The 18,197-nt window shown below is 69.6% G+C and carries 18 protein-coding genes; 2 read left to right on the top strand and 16 right to left on the bottom strand.

Annotated features, from left to right (window positions below; translation table 11 throughout):
• Positions 1–100: 100 nt before the first annotated feature.
• Both RCP38_RS03490 and RCP38_RS03485 read left to right on the top strand, forming a co-directional pair.
• The gene (locus RCP38_RS03490; protein WP_308475632.1) at positions 101–1,618 is read left to right on the top strand and encodes a class I adenylate-forming enzyme family protein; all 1,518 of its coding nucleotides are present in this window, start codon (positions 101–103) and stop codon (positions 1,616–1,618) included.
• A complete protein-coding gene (locus RCP38_RS03485) occupies positions 1,615–1,917 on the top strand; it encodes a hypothetical protein (protein WP_308475631.1) in 303 nt (100 codons plus the stop codon). Before RCP38_RS03490 ends, RCP38_RS03485 begins: the two co-directional genes overlap by 4 nt.
• 6 nt (positions 1,918–1,923) lie before the next feature.
• On the opposite strand, the gene RCP38_RS03480 is transcribed toward RCP38_RS03485, so the two are convergent.
• The 16 genes from RCP38_RS03480 to RCP38_RS03405 form a co-directional block, all read right to left on the bottom strand.
• Positions 1,924–2,586 (bottom strand): fatty-acid--CoA ligase, encoded by a 663-nt coding sequence (locus RCP38_RS03480; protein WP_308475630.1) that lies wholly within the window; start codon positions 2,584–2,586, stop codon positions 1,924–1,926.
• Positions 2,587–2,612: 26 nt separating this feature from the next.
• Positions 2,613–3,128, bottom strand: coding sequence for a hypothetical protein (locus tag RCP38_RS03475; RefSeq protein ID WP_308477040.1), 516 nt, complete (start codon positions 3,126–3,128; stop codon positions 2,613–2,615).
• Positions 3,129–3,148: 20 nt separating this feature from the next.
• The gene (locus tag RCP38_RS03470) at positions 3,149–3,763 is read right to left on the bottom strand and encodes a TetR/AcrR family transcriptional regulator (RefSeq protein WP_308475629.1); all 615 of its coding nucleotides are present in this window, start codon (positions 3,761–3,763) and stop codon (positions 3,149–3,151) included.
• Positions 3,764–3,867: 104 nt separating this feature from the next.
• Positions 3,868–5,016 (bottom strand): acyl-CoA dehydrogenase family protein, encoded by a 1,149-nt coding sequence (locus tag RCP38_RS03465; protein ID WP_308475628.1) that lies wholly within the window; start codon positions 5,014–5,016, stop codon positions 3,868–3,870.
• A 29-nt stretch (positions 5,017–5,045) separates the two neighbouring features.
• The gene (locus RCP38_RS03460) at positions 5,046–6,191 is read right to left on the bottom strand and encodes a thiolase family protein (RefSeq protein WP_308475627.1); all 1,146 of its coding nucleotides are present in this window, start codon (positions 6,189–6,191) and stop codon (positions 5,046–5,048) included.
• Between the two features lie 4 nt (positions 6,192–6,195).
• Positions 6,196–6,999, bottom strand: coding sequence for an enoyl-CoA hydratase/isomerase family protein (locus RCP38_RS03455; protein ID WP_308475626.1), 804 nt, complete (start codon positions 6,997–6,999; stop codon positions 6,196–6,198).
• Complete coding sequence (locus tag RCP38_RS03450) at positions 6,996–8,222, bottom strand: CaiB/BaiF CoA transferase family protein (protein ID WP_308475625.1); 1,227 nt, start codon at positions 8,220–8,222, stop codon at positions 6,996–6,998. The genes RCP38_RS03455 and RCP38_RS03450 overlap by 4 nt, the downstream gene beginning before the upstream one ends.
• Complete coding sequence (locus tag RCP38_RS03445; protein ID WP_308475624.1) at positions 8,222–8,980, bottom strand: SDR family NAD(P)-dependent oxidoreductase; 759 nt, start codon at positions 8,978–8,980, stop codon at positions 8,222–8,224. The genes RCP38_RS03450 and RCP38_RS03445 overlap by 1 nt, the downstream gene beginning before the upstream one ends.
• On the bottom strand, positions 8,980–10,170 hold the full coding sequence (locus RCP38_RS03440; RefSeq protein WP_308475623.1) for an acyl-CoA dehydrogenase family protein: 1,191 nt from the start codon (positions 10,168–10,170) through the stop codon (positions 8,980–8,982). Before RCP38_RS03440 ends, RCP38_RS03445 begins: the two co-directional genes overlap by 1 nt.
• A 62-nt stretch (positions 10,171–10,232) precedes the next feature.
• Positions 10,233–11,939: a thiamine pyrophosphate-binding protein gene (locus RCP38_RS03435; RefSeq protein WP_308475622.1), complete on the bottom strand. Its 1,707-nt coding sequence runs from the start codon at positions 11,937–11,939 to the stop codon at positions 10,233–10,235.
• Positions 11,940–11,963: 24 nt separating this feature from the next.
• Positions 11,964–12,971, bottom strand: a complete 1,008-nt coding sequence (locus tag RCP38_RS03430; protein ID WP_308475621.1) for an acyl-CoA dehydrogenase family protein — start codon at positions 12,969–12,971, stop codon at positions 11,964–11,966.
• Positions 12,968–14,140 (bottom strand): acyl-CoA dehydrogenase family protein, encoded by a 1,173-nt coding sequence (locus RCP38_RS03425; RefSeq protein ID WP_308475620.1) that lies wholly within the window; start codon positions 14,138–14,140, stop codon positions 12,968–12,970. Before RCP38_RS03425 ends, RCP38_RS03430 begins: the two co-directional genes overlap by 4 nt.
• Positions 14,137–14,919 carry an enoyl-CoA hydratase/isomerase family protein gene (locus RCP38_RS03420; protein ID WP_308475619.1) on the bottom strand — a complete coding sequence of 261 codons (783 nt, stop codon included), beginning with the start codon at positions 14,917–14,919 and terminating at the stop codon, positions 14,137–14,139. The genes RCP38_RS03425 and RCP38_RS03420 overlap by 4 nt, the downstream gene beginning before the upstream one ends.
• Positions 14,916–15,833: an acyl-CoA dehydrogenase family protein gene (locus tag RCP38_RS03415; RefSeq protein WP_308475618.1), complete on the bottom strand. Its 918-nt coding sequence runs from the start codon at positions 15,831–15,833 to the stop codon at positions 14,916–14,918. The genes RCP38_RS03420 and RCP38_RS03415 overlap by 4 nt, the downstream gene beginning before the upstream one ends.
• Positions 15,830–17,002: an acyl-CoA dehydrogenase family protein gene (locus tag RCP38_RS03410; protein ID WP_308475617.1), complete on the bottom strand. Its 1,173-nt coding sequence runs from the start codon at positions 17,000–17,002 to the stop codon at positions 15,830–15,832. The genes RCP38_RS03415 and RCP38_RS03410 overlap by 4 nt, the downstream gene beginning before the upstream one ends.
• Positions 16,999–18,135, bottom strand: a complete 1,137-nt coding sequence (locus tag RCP38_RS03405) for a CaiB/BaiF CoA transferase family protein (RefSeq protein ID WP_308477039.1) — start codon at positions 18,133–18,135, stop codon at positions 16,999–17,001. Before RCP38_RS03405 ends, RCP38_RS03410 begins: the two co-directional genes overlap by 4 nt.
• Positions 18,136–18,197: the final 62 nt, after the last annotated feature.

Raw genomic sequence — 18,197 nt, 5'->3', positions numbered from 1 at the left:
CCGTCAGCGTACCCAGCGGCGGATTCGCCGCGGCCCGCACGATAGCGAAACTACCGGAAAATGATAATGTCGTTCTCATGTCGGTTTTGAGGGCGCAACGGTGAGTATCTCGCTGCTGTTGGAGATGGCGGTCTCCGCCGACCCGGACCGGGTCGCGGTGGTCTCCGAGACGGCGCGCTACACCACCACCGAACTCAACGCCCTGGCCGACGCCGGGGCGGGAGTCATCGAGGAGACCGGCGCGGGCAGCGTGGCCTACGTCGGGATGGGCGGCGACATGCTGCCGTTGCTGTTGTTCTCCTCGGCACGCGCCGGGCGGGCCTTCGCACCGCTGAACTACCGGCTCAGCGGCCAGGCGCTGCGGGAGCTGATCGAGCGCCTACCCCAGCCGCTGGTGGTGGTCGACAAGGAGTACCGCGATGTCGTCGGCGACATCGGGGTCGCGGTCGTCGACTCCGAGGACTTCTGCGCCCGCGCCCGGACCACCGCCCCGGCGGTGCAGTGGCCGGACCCCGACGACGTGGCGGTGGTGCTGTTCACCTCCGGCACCACGTCCAAGCCCAAAGCCGTTGAGCTGACCCACAACAACCTGACCAGCTACGTGACCGGCACCGTCGAGTTCGGTTCCGCCGACCCGAGCGATGCCGCGTTGATCTGCGTGCCGCCGTACCACATCGCCGGTGTCGGTGCGGCGCTGAGCAACCTCTACGCCGGCCGCAAGATGGTCTATCTGCGCCGGTTCAGTCCCTCGGAATGGATCCGGCTGGTCACCACCGAGTCGGTCACCACCGCCACCGTGGTCCCGACCATGCTGGAGCGCATCGTCTCCGAACTCGAGGCCCGCCCGACCCCGCTGCCGAGCCTGCGCAACCTGGCCTACGGCGGCTCCAAGGTGGCGCTGCCGCTGGTGCGCCGGGCGCTGGATCTGCTGCCGGAGGTGGGTTTCGTCAACGCCTACGGCTTGACCGAGACCAGTTCGACGGTCGCGGTGCTGACCCCCGACGACCACCGGGACGCCTATGCCTCCGACGACGAGGCCGTGCGCAAGCGGCTGGGGTCGGTCGGCCGCCCGGTGCCGGGCATCGAGGCCGAGATCCGTGACGACGAGGGCCGGGTGCTGGAGCCGGGGCAGCCCGGTGAGTTGTATGTGCGCGGCGAGCAGGTGTCGGGCAAGTACACCGGTATCGGATCGGTGCTCGACGCGAACGGCTGGTTCCCCACCCGCGACCTGGCGGTGCTCGACGACGAGGGCTATCTGTTCATCGTCGGGCGCTCCGACGACACCATCATCCGGGGCGGGGAGAACATCGCCCCCGCCGAGATCGAGGACGTGCTGGTCGAGCACCCGGAGGTCCGTGAGGTCGCCGTGGTCGGCGCGCCGGATCCGGAGTGGGGGCAGATCATCGTCGCGTGCGTGGTGCCGGCGCCCGGTGCGTCGCCGGATCCCGCCGTGTTGCGCGAGTATGTTCGGGAGCAGTTGCGTGGATCGCGCACCCCGGACCGGATCGTCTTCCGGTCGGAGTTGCCGACCACCCCGACCGGCAAAGTGCTCCGCCGCGAGCTGGTCGCTGAACTCGACGAAGAACTGCAAACCGTGAATGCCGAAGGGGCGCAATGATCAAGTCCGGTACCCGTCTGAAGAGCCAGGTGTGCGACACCCAGGTCATCGTCGTCAAGACCTCCGACAGCCTCGATGACCTGCGGGCCGGCGGCGCCCCGATGGTGCCGTTGGACTCCGAGGCCGCCGGCGACGCCGTGCTGGATCCGGAGTTCTCCGCCGGTGCGGTGATGGGCAAGCGTTACGTCGACGACGCCGGCGCCGAGGTGCTGGTGACCAAGGCCGGCGCCGGGACGCTCAGTGTCGGCACCGTGCCGCTGAGCATCAAGGAAGCCAAGCCGCTGCCGGCCAGCGACTAACCGGAGTCAGCTCGCCGGTTCGCCGGCGGGTTCGGGTTCGGGTTCGTCGTCGATGCGCATCAGGTGCGCCAGCCGGCCGACGAACACCGGTGGGTAGATCCCGACGCCGGCCCTGGTGATCCAGTCGGAGGCGAACGCGGGTTCGTCGATCCAGCGACCGGCACCGGTCTCCTCGGTGGCCTCTTGGAGCATGAACACCTCGCCCGGGTTGTCGAAGGCCTGGAAGATCAGCACCTTGCGGATGCCCGCTGCGACGAAGTGCTCCTCGGTGGCATGCACGTGGGCGCGCAGCGCCCGGGTGTCGGCGACTTCGGCGACCGCGGCCACCACGACCGCCGGCGGTTGGGTGGGGTCATGGTCGGCCAGGTCGATGCGCTCCACGAGTTCCCCGGCGAACACCGCGGGGATGTCGCTGACGCCGACGGCGTCGAACCAGGCCATGAACGCCTCGTCGCGCAGGATGTCGACCACCGGCTGCTCGGCGTGCAGCGCCATGACCGCCAGCACCCGGCCCGGATCGACCGTCGAGGTGTAGACCAGTACCCGGTGGGCACCCAGGTGGGCCATGGCCTCGCGGGACCGCTGCAGCACCGGCCAGACCCTGGCCGGGTCCGGCACCCGGTAGTCGGTCACCAGCACCAGGGAGCGTGCCAGCGGATCGGCCGTCATGTCGGTCGTGGTGTCGCCGGCCCGCTTCAGCTGGCCGGGCTCAGGTCGGCGGCTACCGAGGTACCCGCGGCCGGTCCACACCGGAACGTCTCGATGTGGGCGTCCCAGGCCTGCGAGGCGGTCGGGTCGATGCCGGCGGCCCGCAGGGCCTGCGCCTTGAAGGCGCGGGCGGCGGCGCTGAGCCGGTGATGGCGGGCGTCGACGTCGCTGTGCAGTTCGGCGGGCACGTCACCCCAGAGCGTCACCTCGGTCTCGCTGTGCTCGAGGGCGTCGATAACGCCCTGGCGGATCCGGGCGTGGCCGTCGAACATCTCCGAACAGACCGCGATGGTCTGCGGGTGCGGCCAGTGCTCCCACTGGGTGAGCACCGAGGCCAGGTCGAGCACCTTGGCCCCCAGGATCTGCAACGGTCGGGTGTCCTCGGCACCGTCGATCATCACGGTGACATCCCAGCCCGCGGTGGCGCGGTCGTAGAGCCATCCGCCGGCGGCCATCACCACGTCGACGACGCTGCGCCCGACGATGTCGAACCGGTAGCGCATGTCCTGCTCCCCCGCCTCGCTCACAGCTGCGCGCCCTCCACCTGCGGCGCGAAGTCGCGAGCCAGCGTTTCCGCGTACCCCTCGAACACTTCGGTCAGGGGAATTGATGGATCCAGCAGCCATGACATCTCCATTCCATTGATAAAGGCGATAATCTCCGCGGCCTTGGCGGTCGCGTTGATGTCTGTGCGGTACCGGCCGTCGTCCATGCCGCGCCGGATCAGGTCGGCGACGATCTCCAGCGCGGCGCGGTACCGGTTCAGCATCCGGTCGTGCAGCGGCGCTTCGGGCAGTACGTTCTCGGCGAGCAACACGGTGAAGGTGCCGACCAGTTCGGGTGCGCGGGTGAACCGCTGGGCCACCCGCTGGATCTCCTCGATGAGGTCACCGCTGCGGTCGGCGTGGATGTCGTCGTCGGCGTCCCGGGCGTCGAGCACGGCGTGCAGCAGGTGCTCCTTGGACGCGAAGTGGTGCAGCAGTCCGGCGGCGCTGACGCCGGCGTTGCGCGCGATCTGCGCCAGCGAGGTGTTGCGCCAGCCGTTGCGCGACAGCAGGTGTTCGGCCGCCAACAGAATCCGCTGCCTGCGGTCCTCGCCTTTGGCGAGGAGTGTGGCGTACGGCCGGGGTGAGGTCACCGGACTCCTTCGATCAACCAACCAAGTGAACACACAGTAGGTTGGTTAGGGCTGTTGTGACAAGGGTCTCATCGAAGAATTTTTCGTTACGGCTTCACAAAGCCTTACAGACCGAGCGACTTGGCGATGATCATCTTCATGACTTCGCTGGTCCCGGCATAGATCCGGGCCACCCGGGCGTCGGTGTACAGCCGCGCGATCGGGTACTCCATCATGTATCCGTAACCGCCGAACAACTGCAGGCAACGGTCGATGACCCTCGCCTGCATCTCGGTGCAGAACAGTTTGGTGCGGGCGGCGTCGGCAGCCGAGAGCACACCCTCGACGTGCTCGGCGACCGCCTTGTCGAGCAGGCACTGGGCGGCCTCGATCTCGGTGGAGACCGCCGCGAGTTCGAACTTGGTGTTCTGGAACGACGCGACCGGCGAACCGAACACGTTGCGTTCTTTGACGTAGTCGATGGTGGCCAGCAGCGCCGACCGGGCCTGGGCGACCGACCCGACCGCCACCGTGAGCCGCTCCTGGGCCAGGTTGTGCCCCAGATACCGGAAGGCCTCCCCCTCCTCGCCGAGCCGGTTGGCCACCGGGACGCGGACGTCGGTGAAGGACAACTCGGCGGTGTCCTGGACCTTGCAGCCCATCTTGTCCAGTTCGCGGCCCCGCTCGAATCCGGGCATACCGTCCTCGACCACCAGCAGGGTCAACCCGGCCCGCCGGTTGTCGGGGTCGGTGGAGGTGCGGGCCACCACGATCACCAGGTCGGCCTGGATGCCGCCGGTGATGAACGTCTTGGCCCCGTTGAGGACGTAGTGATCGCCGTCGCGCACCGCGGTGGTGCGCATCCCGGCCAGGTCCGATCCGGTGCCGGGTTCGGTCATCGCGATCGCGGTCAGCAGCTTGCCCGCGGCCATCCCGGGGAACCAGCGCGCCCGCTGTTCGTCGTTGGTGTAGTGCAGGAAGTACGGCAGGATCACCTCGAGTTGGGTCCGCACCGTGGACAGCGTGACCAGGGCGCGCGCCGCTTCCTCCTGCAGCACCACGTTGTAGCGGTAGTCGTCGGTGCCGCCACCGCCGTACTCCTCGGGGATCGCCACGCCGAGCATCCCGAGTGAACCGAGGTGCTCGAAGACCTCCCGCGGCATCCGGCCGGCCTTCTCCCAGCCGGGGTATTCGGGCACCACGTGCTTCTCGATGAAGTCACGGGCCAGTTCCCGGAACGCTTCGTGGTCGTCGGTGAACAGATCGCGGCGCATGTCGCTGTCTCCCTAGCGGTGCGGTCGGGTCAACCGACCAGTTCGACGATGGTGGCGTTGGCGGTGCCGCCGCCCTCGCACATGGTCTGCAGGCCGTAGCGAATCCCGTTGTCGCGCATGTGGTGGATCATCCGCGTCATCAGCACCGCCCCCGATGCCCCGAGCGGGTGCCCCAGGGCGATCGCCCCGCCGAGCGGGTTGAGCCGCGCGGGGTCGGCACCGGTGTCGGCCAGCCACGCCATCGGCACCGGCGCGAACGCCTCGTTGACCTCGAAGACCCCGATGTCGTCGATGCCCAGTCCGGCACGCTTGAGCACCTTGGCGGTGGCCGGGATCGGCCCGGTGAGCATCAGCACCGGGTCGGCACCGGTCACCGCGCCGGCAGTGTAGCGCACCAGCGGGGTCAGCCCGCGGCGGGCGGCCTCCTCCTCGCTCATCACCAAAAGCGCTGCGGCGCCGTCGGAGATCTGCGAGGCGTTGCCGGCGTGGATCATGCCGTCGTCGCGGAACGATGGCTTGAGCCCGGCCAGCTTCTCCACGGTGGTGCCTCGGCGGATGCCCTCGTCGGCGTCCACCACGCCGCCCTCGGTGGCCACCGGCACGATCTGGTCGCGGAACGCCCCGGCGTCCTGGGCGGCGGCGGCCCGGGAGTGCGAACGCGCGGAATAGTCATCGACCTGCGTGCGGTCGAAACCCCACTGTTCGCAGATCATCTCGGCGCCGATGCCCTGGTTGAACACGAAACCGTCATAGCGGGCAAGGGCTTTGGGTCCGTAGGGTTCCCCGGTGGCGCGGGCCGCCCCCAACGGCACCCGGCTCATCACCTCCACCCCACCGGCGACCACCACGTCCTGTTGACCCGACATCACCGCCTGCACGGCGAAATCCAGCGCCTGCTGGCTGGAGCCGCAGGCCCGGTTGACCGTGGTGGCCGGGACGTGCTCGGGCCAGCCGGCGGCCAGCACCGCGTACCGGCCCACGTTGGAGGACTGGTCGCCGACCTGTGAGACGCAGCCCCAGATCACGTCGTCGACGCCGTCGGGGTCGGTGCCGGTGCGCTCCATCAGTTCGTTGAGCACGATCGCGGACAGGTCCGCGGCGTGCTCGCCGGCCAGTCCGCCGTTGCGCTTGCCGACGGGGGTGCGGACGGCCCCGACGATCACCGTTGCTCGCATCTGTCTACTCCGATCTCGTTGTCTTCGGCGGCCATCCGCCGGTGAAGCGCGGCGCGCGTTTCTCGGCGAACGCCGCGTAGGCCTCGGCGGCATCGGTGCCGGCGAAATTGACGATCTGGGCCCGTGATTCGTTGGCCAGCGCTTCGGCGAAGGTGGCATCGACGCCCTGGTTGAGCAGTCCCTTGGTCTGCGCGAGCGCCCGCGGCGGGCCGGCGGCCAAGCGTGCGGCGAGGTCGTCGACGAAGCCGTCGATCTCCCCGGCGCCCACCACCCAGGTCACCAGGTTCAGCGCCTGGGCTTCGGCGGCGTCGATGGTCTCGGCGAGCAGGGCCAGCCGCTTGGCCTGTTGCAGGCCGACCAGTTTGGGCAGCAGCCAGGAGCCGGCCAGATCGATGGAGAGCCCGCGTTTGGAGAAGATCTGGCAGAACGTCGATTCCGGGGTGGCGACCACCAGGTCGCAGCCCAACGCCAGGTTCCAGCCGGCCCCTACCGCGACGCCGGCCACCTTCGCAATGGTCGGGATGGTCAGCTCGTGCAGAGCCAGCGCCACATCGGAGAGCCGCCGCAGCTTCTCCACCGGGTGCACCTCGTCGGGCGTGCCGATGTCGGCGCCGGAGCAGAATGCGCCGCCGGCGCCGGTGATCACCAGTGCCCGCAGGTCGGGGTCGTCGGCGGCGGCCCGCAGTGCGTCGCGCAGTTGGCGCCACAGCACCGGGTTGATCGCGTTCTTGCGGGCGGGCCGGTTCAGGGTCAGGGTCCGCACCCCGTCGCGGTCGGTGCGCAGCAGCACCGGTTCGTCGGCGGTCATCGGTGTCCGGCCTTCCCGACCGCGCCCTGTCCGTGCAGGGCGGCGATCTCGGTGTCGGTGAAACCCAGCTCGCCCAGCACGGTGTCGGTGTGCGCGCCCAGGCCGGGGACCGCCCCCATCGGTGGGGTGTAGCCGGAGATCACCGGCGGCGGGAGCAGCGACGGGATCGGGCCGTTCGGGGTGTCGATGGTGTCCCACCGGTCCCGCTCGGACAGCTGCGGATGCGCCAGCACATCGCTGGGGGTGTTGTAGCGGGCGTTGCCGATCCCGGCGGCATCGGCGGCATCCTGGATGTGCGCCAGGGTGTTCTGCGCGCACCAGGCGGCGATCGCCTCGTCCAGGACGGCCCGGTTGACCACCCGGTCGGCGTTGCCGGTGAAGCGCGGGTCGTCGGCGAGGTCGTTGCGGCCCAACAGTTCCCGGGCCAGCCGCTGCCATTCCCGGTCGTTGGTGGTGCCCAGCACCACGGTGTGCCCGTCGCCGGTCGGGTAGGCGCCGTAGGGGGCCACCGCCGGGGAGCTCATGCCCAGCGGCTGCTGGTCGATGCCGGAGTGCCGGGCGTAGGTCAGGTGGTAGCCCATCATCTCGGCCATGGTGTCGAACAGGCTGACGGTCACCGACGGCGCGGGCGAATCGGCTTGTGCATCAGCGCTTCTGCGCTCCACCAGCAGTGCCATGATCGACAGCGCCGCATACAGACCGGTGGTGACGTCGGCCATCGGCGGGCCGGGTTTGGCCGGGGCGCCGGGATTTCCGGTCACCGAGCACACCCCGGATTCGGCCTGCACCAGCAGGTCGTAGGCCCGTTTGTGCGATAGCGGGCCGCCGGCGCCGTAGCCGTCGATCTCGACGGCGATCACGTTCGGGTGCCGGACGGCCATCTGCTCGACCGACAGCCCCAGTCGGGCGGTGGCGCCGGGCGCGAGGTTGGACACCAGCACGTCGGCGCGGTCCAGCAACCGGTGCAGCACGTCGCGGCCGGCGTCGCTCTTCAGATCCAGGGTCAGCGATTCCTTGCCCCGGTTGCACCAGACGAAGTGTGCGGCCTGGCCCTCGACGACGTCGTCGTAGTAGCGGGCGAAGTCGCCGCCGTCGGGGTTCTCCACCTTGATCACCCGGGCTCCGAAATCGGCCAGGGCGCGGGTACACATCGGTGCCGAGACCGCCTGTTCCAGGGCCACCACGGTGACACCGGCCAACGGCGCGCTCTGCCGCGCCGCCATCACATCACCATGCCGCCGTCGACCGGCAGTACCTGCCCGGTGACGTACGAGGCGGCATCGGAGGCCATGAACACGAACGCGCCGGCGACCTCGGCCGGCTCGGCCCAGCGTTTCATCGGGATGCGGTTCATCATGTTGGCCGCAAATTTCTCATTGGTGCGGATCGTCTCGGTCATCGGGGTGGCCGCCAGCGGCGCCAGCGCGTTGACGCAGATCCGCTTGGTGGCCAGTTCGCGGGCCAGCGATTTGGTGAAGCCGATCAGCGCCGCTTTGGCGGCCGAGTAGTTGACCTGCCCGAGTGTGCCGGTCAGCCCGGCCGCCGAGGTGACGTTGACGATGCGCCCGGTGCCGTCGGTGGGGACATAGGGCAGCACGGCCTGGGTGCAGTTGAAGGCGCCGACGGTGTGTACGTCGAGCAGCAGTCGCATCGACTCCTCGGTGAGTTTGTCGAACATCGCCGGGCGGGTGACGCCGGCGTTGTTGATCAGGATGTGGATCTTGCCGTCGGCGAGTTCGGCGGCCGCCGCGGCAGCGGCGTCGGCCGAGCCGCGGTCGGTGACGTCGAGTCCCGCCGAGGCCGCCCGGTGCCCGGCCGCGGTGAGCTGTGCCGCGACCGCCGCGGCCGCGTCCGGGTCGACGTCGGTGACCAGTACCGCCGCCCCGGCCTGCGCCAGTGCGGCCGCCACCGCCGAACCGATGCCGCCGGCCGCACCGGTCACCACCGCAGCGCGCCCGCTCAGATCGAAGTAGCCGGCCATCAGTAGCTCTTCGGGAGGCCGAGGACGTTCGCACCGAGGAAGTTCAAGATCATCTCCTGGCTGACCGGGGCGATCTTCATCAACCTCGACTCCCGGAAGAACCGGGAGATGTTGTACTCCTCCGAATAGCCCATCCCGCCGTGGGTCTGCAACGCCCGGTCGGCGGCGCCGAAACCCGCATCCGCACACAGGTATTTGGCCATGTTGGCTTCCCGGCCGCAGGACTTGCCGTTGTCGTAGAGCCAGGTGGCCTTGCGCAGGATCAGCTCGGCGGCATCCAGCCGCGCCAGCGAGTCGGCCAGCGGGAACTGGATGCCCTGGTTCATGCCGATCGGCCGGTCGAAGACCACCCGCTCGTTGGCGTATTTGACGGCGCGGTCCAGTGCGACCCGGCCGATGCCGAGCGCCTCGGCGGCGATCAACATCCGTTCCGGGTTGAGCCCGTGCAGGATGTAGTTAAAGCCCTTGCCCTCTTCGCCGATCCGGTGTTCGGCCGGGATCCGCAGATCGTCGATGAACACCTCGTTGGAGGAGACCGCGTTGCGGCCCATCTTGGTGATCGGGCGGATGTCGACGTGGTCGCGGTCGATGTCGGTGAGGAACAGCGTGAGTCCCTCGGTGGGCTTGCCGCCGCGCTTCTCCACGTCGTCGCGGGATTCGGTGCGGGTCAGCAGCAGGATCTTCTCGGACTCCAGTGCTTTGGAGATCCACACCTTGCGGCCGTTGACGACGTAGTCGCTGCCATCGCGTTTGGCGAAGGTGGTGATCCGGGACGTGTCGAGTCCGGCGGTGGGTTCGGTGACGCCGAAGCAGACGTGCAGGTCGCCGCTGACGATGCGGGGCAGGGTCTCCGCCTTCATCTCGTCGGAGCCGAAGACCACCACCGGCTGCATGCCGAAGATCGACATGTGAATCGAGCTGGCGGCGTTCATGCCGCCGCCGGAGCGCGCCACTTCCTCGGCCAGGATGGTGGCCTCGGTGATGCCCAGGCCGTGGCCGCCGTACTCCTCGGGGATGGTCATGCCCAGCCAGCCGCCGCCGGCGATGGCGTCGTAGAACTCCTGCGGGAATTCGTGCGCCTGGTCCTTGGCCATCCAGTAGTGGTCGTCGAACTTGGACGCCAACTCGGCGACCGACTGCCGGATCAGTTGCTGGTCCTCGGTCAGCCCGAAGTTCATTCCGCCGGACATGGTTTCCTCCAGTCCATCACCTCATGCACGCGATTAGTCGGAAACGAGAATAACATTCTCGTTTACTGGGTTCCCTCGGCGTACCAGGTGCGGAATTCGTCGTAGTTGGGCATCTCCTCGGAGTTGGCCTTCGGGTCGATGGCCACGTGGATGACCGCGGTCCCGCCGGCGGCGAAGGCCCGCTCGATGGCCGGCCCGATCTGCGCTTCGTCGTCGACGTACTCGCCGCGGGCGCCCATGCCCTCGGCGATCTTGTCGAACCGCACGTTCTTGCCCCAGTGCACGCCGGGCTGCGGGGACGGCTGGTCGAAGGTGCGCTTGTACACCCCGACCTCCAGGCCCCACTGGTGGTCCACGCCCACCACGCAGACCAGCGGCAGACCCAGTCGGGCGGCGGTCTCCAGCTCGCCGATGTGGAACAGGAAGGCCGAGTCGCTGGTCAGCAGCATCACCGGCCGCTTGCCGCCCTCGGCCACCGAGGCGCCGACGGCGTAGGGCAGCCCGGTGCCCAGGTGACCGAAGTTCTGGTTCCACATCACGTCGTGCGGCTTGGCCTGCGAATAGGTCCACTGGAAGATGACCGTCGCGCCGCCGTCACGGACCATGATGCCGTCGGCGGGGAATGCTTTGGTGGCCTCGACGACGTAGCGCGCCGGGTGCACCGGGCTGCGCCCGGACGGCGCGGTGTCGGCGAGTTCGGCCAGCTGGTCGGCGTCCTGTTTGACCCACCGGTCCAGGTCCACCGATGCGGCACGCGGGCTGCCCTTGAGCGCTTCGACCAGCTGCGGGACGATGCCGCGCAGATCGCCGACGAGCGGCACATCGATCGGCCGGTTCACCCCGATCGCCAGCGGGTCCTGCTCGACGTAGATCCACTTGCGGTCGGCGTTGCGGTCCGCCCAGTGCCGGGTGGTGCCGTAGTGCACCGGTTCGCCGAGTTCGGTGCCCAGCGCCACGCAGACATCCGAGCCGGCGACCGCTTCGACGGCCGCGGTGGAGAACCCGTAGGGGAAGGTGCGGTCTTCCAGGCCGGGGATGAACGCGGTGCCGCCGGAGGTCTGGATCACCGGGCAGGCCATCAGCTCGGCCAGTTCGGCGACCGCGGCCGCGCTGCGCGAGGTGTGTACGCCGTGGCCGACCAGCAGGATCGGGCTGGCCGCGTTGCGGATGAGCTCGGCGGCCTGTGCGACCTCGGCGGCACCGGCACGCTGGTTGACCAACCGGTAGCGGTGCGGTTCGGCCGGGGCGGCGACGTCGAGTTCTTCGAGGATGACGTGCGACGGGTACTCGATGTAGGCCGGGCCCGGGGTGCCGGACATGGCCCGGCGGATCGCCTCGTGCACGATCTCGTCGGTCTGGTCGGCGTACTCGATCGAGGCGCTGTATTTGACCGACGGCGTGAAGAGTTCTTCCTGGCGGACGAACTGGATGCGGCCGCGTCGCACCCGGCGTTCGGTGATGCGGGCCCGCTGGCCGCCGAGGAAGATCACCGGGGAGTTCTCCACCTTGGCGCACATCATCGCCCCGGCGATGTTGGCCACACCCGGCCCCAGCGTGCCGATGCACAGCCCGGGACGGCCGGTCATCCGCGAGGCGGCCTCGGCCATGAATCCGGCGCTCTCCTCGTGGTGCGGCGCCACCACCGACCAGCCGCGCTGCTCGGCCTCGACGAACATGTGCACGAAGTTGGGGTCGGGGATGCCGAAGATCGTGTTGACGCCCTCGGCCTCGAACAGTTCCAGGATCCGGCGGTAAACAGGTACACCCATAGTCGAAACTCCTTGTTGTGCTTTCTAATAGCGTTGCGAAAGACGTCGGCGGTGCGCTGCCGGTGACCCGAACAGCGACCGATTGAAGCTGGCGCGCTTGAGATAGACGTGGATGCCGCTCTCCCACGTGTAGCCGATGCCACCGTGCAGTTGCAGTGCCTTGCCGACCACGTCGACCGCTGCTGCGCAGGTGTAGGACTTGGCCATGGCCACCGCGGTATCGGCGTCGGCGTCGGCGCACACCAGGGCGGCGACCGCGTCGTGCACCAGGGTGCGGGCCACCGTGATGCGCACCAGCATGTCGGCGCAGGCGTGTTTGACGGCCTGAAACGAGCCGATGGCCCGGCCGAACTGTTCGCGGGTGCCCGCGTAGGCCACCGTCTTGTCCAGCATCGCTTCGGCCAGCCCCAGGCTGTCGCAGGCCACCGCGATGGCCGCCCGGTTCGACACGGATTGCCCTCCGCCGGCGCATCGCAGCACCGCGTCGGCGGCCACCGGGACCGCGGCGGCGGACACGGTGGCGACCCGGCGGGTCTCGTCGAGTACCGGTTGCGGTGTGACGGCCAGTCCGTCGGCGATCACCACCACCTCGGCGCCGGTCGCATCGGTGGCCATCACCAGCAGCCGGTCGGCGCCGTCGGCGTCCGGCACGAATTCGGCGTGCCCGCTCAGCCGTCGTTCGGCGTCGACGGTGAACGCTCCCCCGAGCACCGGGGTCACCCGGGCGCTGCCGGCGGCGACGTCGGCCAGCAGTCCGTCGCGCACCTCGCCGTCTGGCAGCCCGTTGAGCACCCCGACCGCCAGTACCGCACTACCCAGGTAGGAGGTGGCCGCGGCGGCGCGGCCCAGTTCGGTGCAGATCAGCGCGGTCTCGGCGAAAGTCGCACCGGCCCCGCCGAGCGCGTCGGTAACCTCCAACCCGACCCAGCCGGCCTCGACCAGCGTCGCCCAGTCGACCCGATCGCGGGCCAGCACGTCGGCGGCAACCGCCCGCAGGTCGTCGTGCAGTTCGGTGAAATCGATTGCGGTCATGGCATGCTCGGCTCTCTGGGCAGTCCGAGCCCGCGTTCTCCGATGATGCTGCGCTGGATCTCACTGGACCCGCCGGGAATGGTCCACTCCCAGGAGCCGACGAAGTCCAGCACCCAGGAGCCGGATTCCCACCCGCTGGACAGCGGCTTGGTCAGCACGGTGTGGGCGTCGAGCCCGCCGATCTCCGCACCGAAGTCGGTGAGCCGCTGCAGCAGTTCGCTGTAGTAGAGCTTGACGATCGAGGCGTCCGCAGGCCCGGCGGTGCCGGCTTCGGCGCCCTGCACCAGGTTGCGGCACATGCTGCGCAGCGCGGTGATCTCGATCTCCAGTTGCGCCAGCCGGTCGGCCACCACCGGGTCGTCGGTGGGGGCGGCCTGCTTGAGCCAGCGGAATCCCGCGCAGCCCAACCGTTCTGCCAGCTCCAGCATGGTCAGACCGCGTTCGGCGCCGAGGGTGGCCTGGGCGACCTGCCAGCCGGTGTTCTCCGCGCCGATCAGGTTCTGCGCCGGGATCAGCACGTCGTCGAGGAAGATCTCGCAGAAGTGCTGGTCGCCGACGGCGTTGCGGATCGGGCGCACCTGCACCCCGGGGGTGGCCATGTCCAGCAGGAAATAGGAGATGCCTTTGCGTTTGGGGGCGTCCGGGTCGGTGCGGGCCAGCAGCAGGCACCACTGGGCGTGCGCGGCGCCGCTGGCCCACAGCTTCTGCCCGTTCACCACATAGCCGTCCCCCACCCGGCGCGCGGTGGTGCGCAGCGACGCCAGGTCGGAGCCGGCTTCCGGCTCGGAGAAACCCTGCACCCAGATCTCGCCGTCGAGGATCGCCGGCAGATGCCGTCGGCGCTGCTCCTCGGTGCCGGCCGCCAGCAGCGTGGCCGCCGCATGGTGGATGCCGACGAACGCCAGCACCAGCCGCGGCGCGTCGTGCGCGGCGAGTTCCTGATACAGCACCGCCTGGTCGGCCACCGACATGCCGCCGCCCCATTCGGCCGGCCAGTGCGGGACCGCGAATCCGGCGCTGTGCAGGGTGGCGAACCAGTCGCGCTGGAAGGCGACGAATTCGGCCTCGCCGACGCCGGTCTGGGCGCGGCGCCAGTCGGTGGGAATGTTGTCGGCGCACCACCGGCGGACGTGGGCGCGGAAGTCGGAGGTCGCACGCGTGTCGATCATCGCCGGTTGGCCCGTTCGTGAAAGGCCAGCAGCCGCTGCCGATGTTCGTCGGATTTCATCGTGGCGACCTCGGCGGCGAAGCCGGCCTGCAGCGGACCGCCCAGCACCTGCGACAGATACATGTTGACCACCCGTTTGGTGCCCTGCAGGGCTTCCGGTGGTTGGGCGGCGAGTCGCTGCGCCAGCTGCTGTGCCTGCGGCAGCAGCTCGTCGGGGGCCACCGCACGGCTGGCCAGACCGAGTTCGACGGCGGTGGCGGCGTCGATGCGGTCGCCGGTGTAGAGGTATTCGCGGGACCGCAGGATCGGGGTGAGCAGCGGCCACAGTGCGGCGCCGCCGTCGCCGGCCACCAGCCCGACCGCGACGTGCGGGTCGGCCAGGTAGGCGGTCTGCGAGATCAGCACGATGTCGCTGAGCACCGCCACGCTGGCGCCCAACCCGACGGCGGGCCCGTTGACGGCGGCGATGATCGGCAGCGGGAACCGCAGCATCTCCTCGACGATCTGCGCGCCTTCGCGGATGGACTCGTCGCGGGCGGCTTCGTCGTCCAGGAAGGTGGTGATCCAGTTCAGGTCGCCGCCGGCGGAGAACGCCCGCCCCGCGCCGGTGAGCACCACCACCCGAATCTGCTTGTCGGCGGCCAGTTGCCGCCACACGTTGGCCAATCCCCAGTGCAGGGCGGCGTTGACACTGTTGAGTTCGTCGGGCCGGTTGATGGTGACGGTGCGGACCGGGCCGTCACCGGTCACCGTGATCTCCGGCGGCAGGTCGTAGTTCATGCGTACAGTCCCGTCAGTCCGGTGTGCCCGACGCGGCGGGCCAGCAGGTCGCGGGTGGCCGACAAGCCGTACGGCAGGCGGCGCAGCGGCTGGCTGTAGCGCGACAGCCAGGACAGTGCGGTCTCGTCGCAGAATCCGACGGCACCGTGCAGTTGGTGGCAGATCCGGAACACCACCTCGGCGGCTTCCAGCGCCGCCATCCGCAGTGCCAGCGCGTCGTCGGCGGCTTCGGGGCGCCCGGTCGCGATGCTCCACAGCGTGTAGGTGGCCAGCATGTCCAGCCCGGCGCGTTCCACCTCGGCGTCGGTGAGCTGGAACTGCACGCCCTGGAACGTCGAGAGCGCCTGACCGAACTGTTCGCGCAGCCGCACATGGGCGATGGTGAGATCCATGGCCCGGTCCAGCATTCCGAGCAGTGTCCAGCTCGGCAGGGTCAGTGCCAGCGCGATGTCACCGGCACCGTCGCGGTCGAGTTCGGCCAGCTCCAGGCCGGCCACCAGGGCGGGCCGGGGCTCCGAGAGTCCGAGCACCGTGCTGCGCGTGCCGGACACGGTGACGGTCGCCCAGCGCTTGGACAGCCCCGCCACCGGACCCGCCGGCGCGTGGTCGGCGACCACGATCAATCCGTCGACGTCCAGATCCGCCGGCGTGGAAAGGCATTCGGCGACCGGGTACGGCAGCGCCCAGTAGCCGGCGGCGCGGCACAGCGCGGCGGCGGCCTCGAGTTCGTCGGCGTCGGTGCGGGGGGCGAGCTCGAAGGCTCCCAGTTCACGCAGCAGCGGGCCGATCAGGTCTTCGCGTCCGGCCGGGTCGGCGTCGGCGCGCAGCACCAGTTCGTCACCGCCGGCACCTTCGAACGCCCGCACCGCTTCGCGTCCGTATTCCTGCGCTTCATCGCCGAGTTCGAGGTTCATCGCGGCGCCGCCAGCAGGGCGCGGGACAGCAGGATGCGCTGCATCTCGATGCTGCCCGAGGACACCGTGGCCGCCTGCGAGTAGCGCCAGTGGTCGTCGACCTCGGCGCGAAACCATTGCGCCGAGGGCTCGTCGGGGGCTTCGGCGGCCAGCTCCATCAGCACTTCGGCACTCTCCTGATCCAGCCGGGTCACCGCGATCCGGTAGGCGGCGGCGTCGCCGGGGGTGATCCGGCCGCCGGCTTGCAGGGCCACCACCCGGTAGGCCATCAGCCGGGCGCGCCGGCAGTGCGTGAGCATCCGCACCCAGCGGGCGGTCAGCTCACCGGGTAGGTCGTCCCAGCGCGCGCCGAGGGCGTTCGGCGCGGCGGCCAGCAGGCGTTCGCAGCGCGCATAGCGGGCGATGCCCACCCGTTCGAAGGCCATCACGTCGGCCACGATCGACCAGCCGGCGTCGAGTTCGCCGAGCAGGTCGGCGTCGGTGACGCGCAGGTCGTCGAAGAACACCTCGTTGAGGTGGTGCGGGCCCATCATGGTGCCCAACGGCCGCACGGTGATGGCCGGATCGTCCATCGGGACCAGGAAGATGCTCAGGCCCTGCTGTTTTCTGGTGACGGCCCCTTCGCCGATTTTGGTGGTGCGCACCAGCAGGAAGCACCACTGCGCCATGGTGGCGTAGGAGGTCCAGATCTTCTGGCCGTTGATGACCCAGCCGTCTGCGCCGTCGCGGCGGGCGGTGGTCCGCAGCGACGCCAGGTCCGAGCCGGATTCGGGCTCGGAGAAGCCCTGGCACCAGATCACCTCGCCGGCCGCGATCGGCGGCAGGTGCCGGCGCTGCTGTTCTTCGGTGCCGTGCCGCATGATGATCGGCCCGACCCAGTTCACCCCCATGTACTGTGCGCCACGCGGTTCGTGGTGCGCCCACATCTCCTCGCGCACCACGGTCTGCTCCCACACCGAGGCGGCCGCACCGCCGAACTCCTGCGGCCAGGACATGCACAGCAGATCCTGTTCGGCCAGCACCCGGCAGAACCGTTGGGCGGCAGCAAGATCGTCGGGATCGTCGGTGAACGCGCCCGGGAATCTCTCGGGCAGTTCCGCGGTGATCAGCTCCCGCAACCGGGCGCGTAGTTCGCCGGCGCGAGCACCCATGTCGAAGTCGAGACTCATGCGCTGTCCCGTCCCAGGCCGAGTTCGTCGAGCACCGCCGAGGTGTGCTCACCGAGTTCGGGTGCGCCGCCGGCCACCCGGCCCGGGGTCGCCGACAACCAGGTCGGCACGCCGGGGAAGCGGACCGGCCCGTGCGCGGTGTCCACCGTCTCGAACAGTCCGACCGCGTTGAGGTGCGGGTCGTCGAAGAGCGCGCCCGGGGTGTTCAGCGGGGCGGCGGGGATCTCCAGTTCCTCGAAGAGCGCCAGCCACTGCGCGGTGGTGCGTTCCTTCATGGTCTGGGCGACCAGCCCGTAGATGGTGTCGATCTGTTGGGCGCGCTGCGCCAGGGTGGCGTACTGCTCGGAAGCCCACTCCGGTTGTACCGCACCGATGAAGGCGTTCCAGTGCTTGTCGTTGTAGATCAGGGCGGCGATCTGGCCGTCGCTGGTCTCATAGGGCCGGCGGTTGGGTGCCACGGTGCGCGGGTAGACCGCCGGTCCGCGCGGCGGGTCGAACAGCGCGCCGTTGGCGTGTTCGACGAGCATGAACGAGGCCATGGTCTCGAACATGGCGACCTCGACCTCTTGGCCCTGACCGGTGCGTTCGCGGTGGAACAGCGCCATCATCGTGGCGTAGAGCGCGGTCAGTCCGGCGATCTTGTCGGCCATGATGGTGCCCACGTAGTCGGCGCGTCCGGTGAGTTGCTCCTGGACCGCGGGAAGTCCGCATTCGGCCTGGATGGTGTCGTCATAGGCGGGCCGGTCGGCGGCCGGGCCGCGACGGGAGTAGCCGTAGCAGTTGGTGTAGACGATGCCCGGGTTGAGTGCGGCCACCTCGGGGTAGCCCAGGCCCAGTTTGGCGATCGCCTTGGCGCGCATGGAGTGGATGAACACGTCCGCCCCGCCGATCAGCGCGGTGATCGCGGCGCGGCCCTCGGGCGTGCGCAGGTCCAGCACCACGCTGCGTTTGCCGCGGTTGACGTTGACGAACACCCCGCTCATGTCCGGTGCGGGGCCGGCCGAGATGTAACGGGTGGCATCGCCTTCGGGCGGTTCGACTTTGATGACGTCGGCGCCCATGTCGGCCATGATCTGCGTGCAGTACGGGCCCATCACCATGGTCGTCAGGTCGACCACCCGGATGCCGCTCAGCGGCCCGGGGGCCGGGGCTTCCGCGTCGGTCCTGGCACCGACCGCCATCATTTGTTCGGACA

Origin of the sequence: Mycolicibacter sp. MU0083 (assembly GCF_963378075.1) — a bacterium.
Taxonomy (GTDB): domain Bacteria; phylum Actinomycetota; class Actinomycetes; order Mycobacteriales; family Mycobacteriaceae; genus Mycobacterium; species Mycobacterium kokjensenii.
Note: the sequence above shows the minus strand (reverse complement) of the source record. Positions and strands in the feature narration are given on the sequence as shown.

Excerpts from the sequence above, each read along its gene's own strand:
- RCP38_RS03485 (WP_308475631.1), top strand. The coding sequence starts at position 1,615 with ATGATCAAGTCCGGTACCCGTCTGAAGAGCCAGGTGTGCGACACCCAG.
- RCP38_RS03480 (WP_308475630.1), bottom strand. The coding sequence starts at position 2,586 with ATGACGGCCGATCCGCTGGCACGCTCCCTGGTGCTGGTGACCGACTAC.
- RCP38_RS03475 (WP_308477040.1), bottom strand. The coding sequence starts at position 3,128 with ATGCGCTACCGGTTCGACATCGTCGGGCGCAGCGTCGTCGACGTGGTG.
- RCP38_RS03465 (WP_308475628.1), bottom strand. The coding sequence starts at position 5,016 with ATGCGCCGCGATCTGTTCACCGACGACCACGAAGCGTTCCGGGAACTG.
- RCP38_RS03460 (WP_308475627.1), bottom strand. The coding sequence starts at position 6,191 with ATGCGAGCAACGGTGATCGTCGGGGCCGTCCGCACCCCCGTCGGCAAG.
- RCP38_RS03455 (WP_308475626.1), bottom strand. The coding sequence starts at position 6,999 with ATGACCGCCGACGAACCGGTGCTGCTGCGCACCGACCGCGACGGGGTG.
- RCP38_RS03450 (WP_308475625.1), bottom strand. The coding sequence starts at position 8,222 with ATGGCGGCGCGGCAGAGCGCGCCGTTGGCCGGTGTCACCGTGGTGGCC.
- RCP38_RS03445 (WP_308475624.1), bottom strand. The coding sequence starts at position 8,980 with ATGGCCGGCTACTTCGATCTGAGCGGGCGCGCTGCGGTGGTGACCGGT.
- RCP38_RS03440 (WP_308475623.1), bottom strand. The coding sequence starts at position 10,170 with ATGTCCGGCGGAATGAACTTCGGGCTGACCGAGGACCAGCAACTGATC.
- RCP38_RS03435 (WP_308475622.1), bottom strand. The coding sequence starts at position 11,939 with ATGGGTGTACCTGTTTACCGCCGGATCCTGGAACTGTTCGAGGCCGAG.
- RCP38_RS03430 (WP_308475621.1), bottom strand. The coding sequence starts at position 12,971 with ATGACCGCAATCGATTTCACCGAACTGCACGACGACCTGCGGGCGGTT.
- RCP38_RS03425 (WP_308475620.1), bottom strand. The coding sequence starts at position 14,140 with ATGATCGACACGCGTGCGACCTCCGACTTCCGCGCCCACGTCCGCCGG.
- RCP38_RS03420 (WP_308475619.1), bottom strand. The coding sequence starts at position 14,919 with ATGAACTACGACCTGCCGCCGGAGATCACGGTGACCGGTGACGGCCCG.
- RCP38_RS03415 (WP_308475618.1), bottom strand. The coding sequence starts at position 15,833 with ATGAACCTCGAACTCGGCGATGAAGCGCAGGAATACGGACGCGAAGCG.
- RCP38_RS03410 (WP_308475617.1), bottom strand. The coding sequence starts at position 17,002 with ATGAGTCTCGACTTCGACATGGGTGCTCGCGCCGGCGAACTACGCGCC.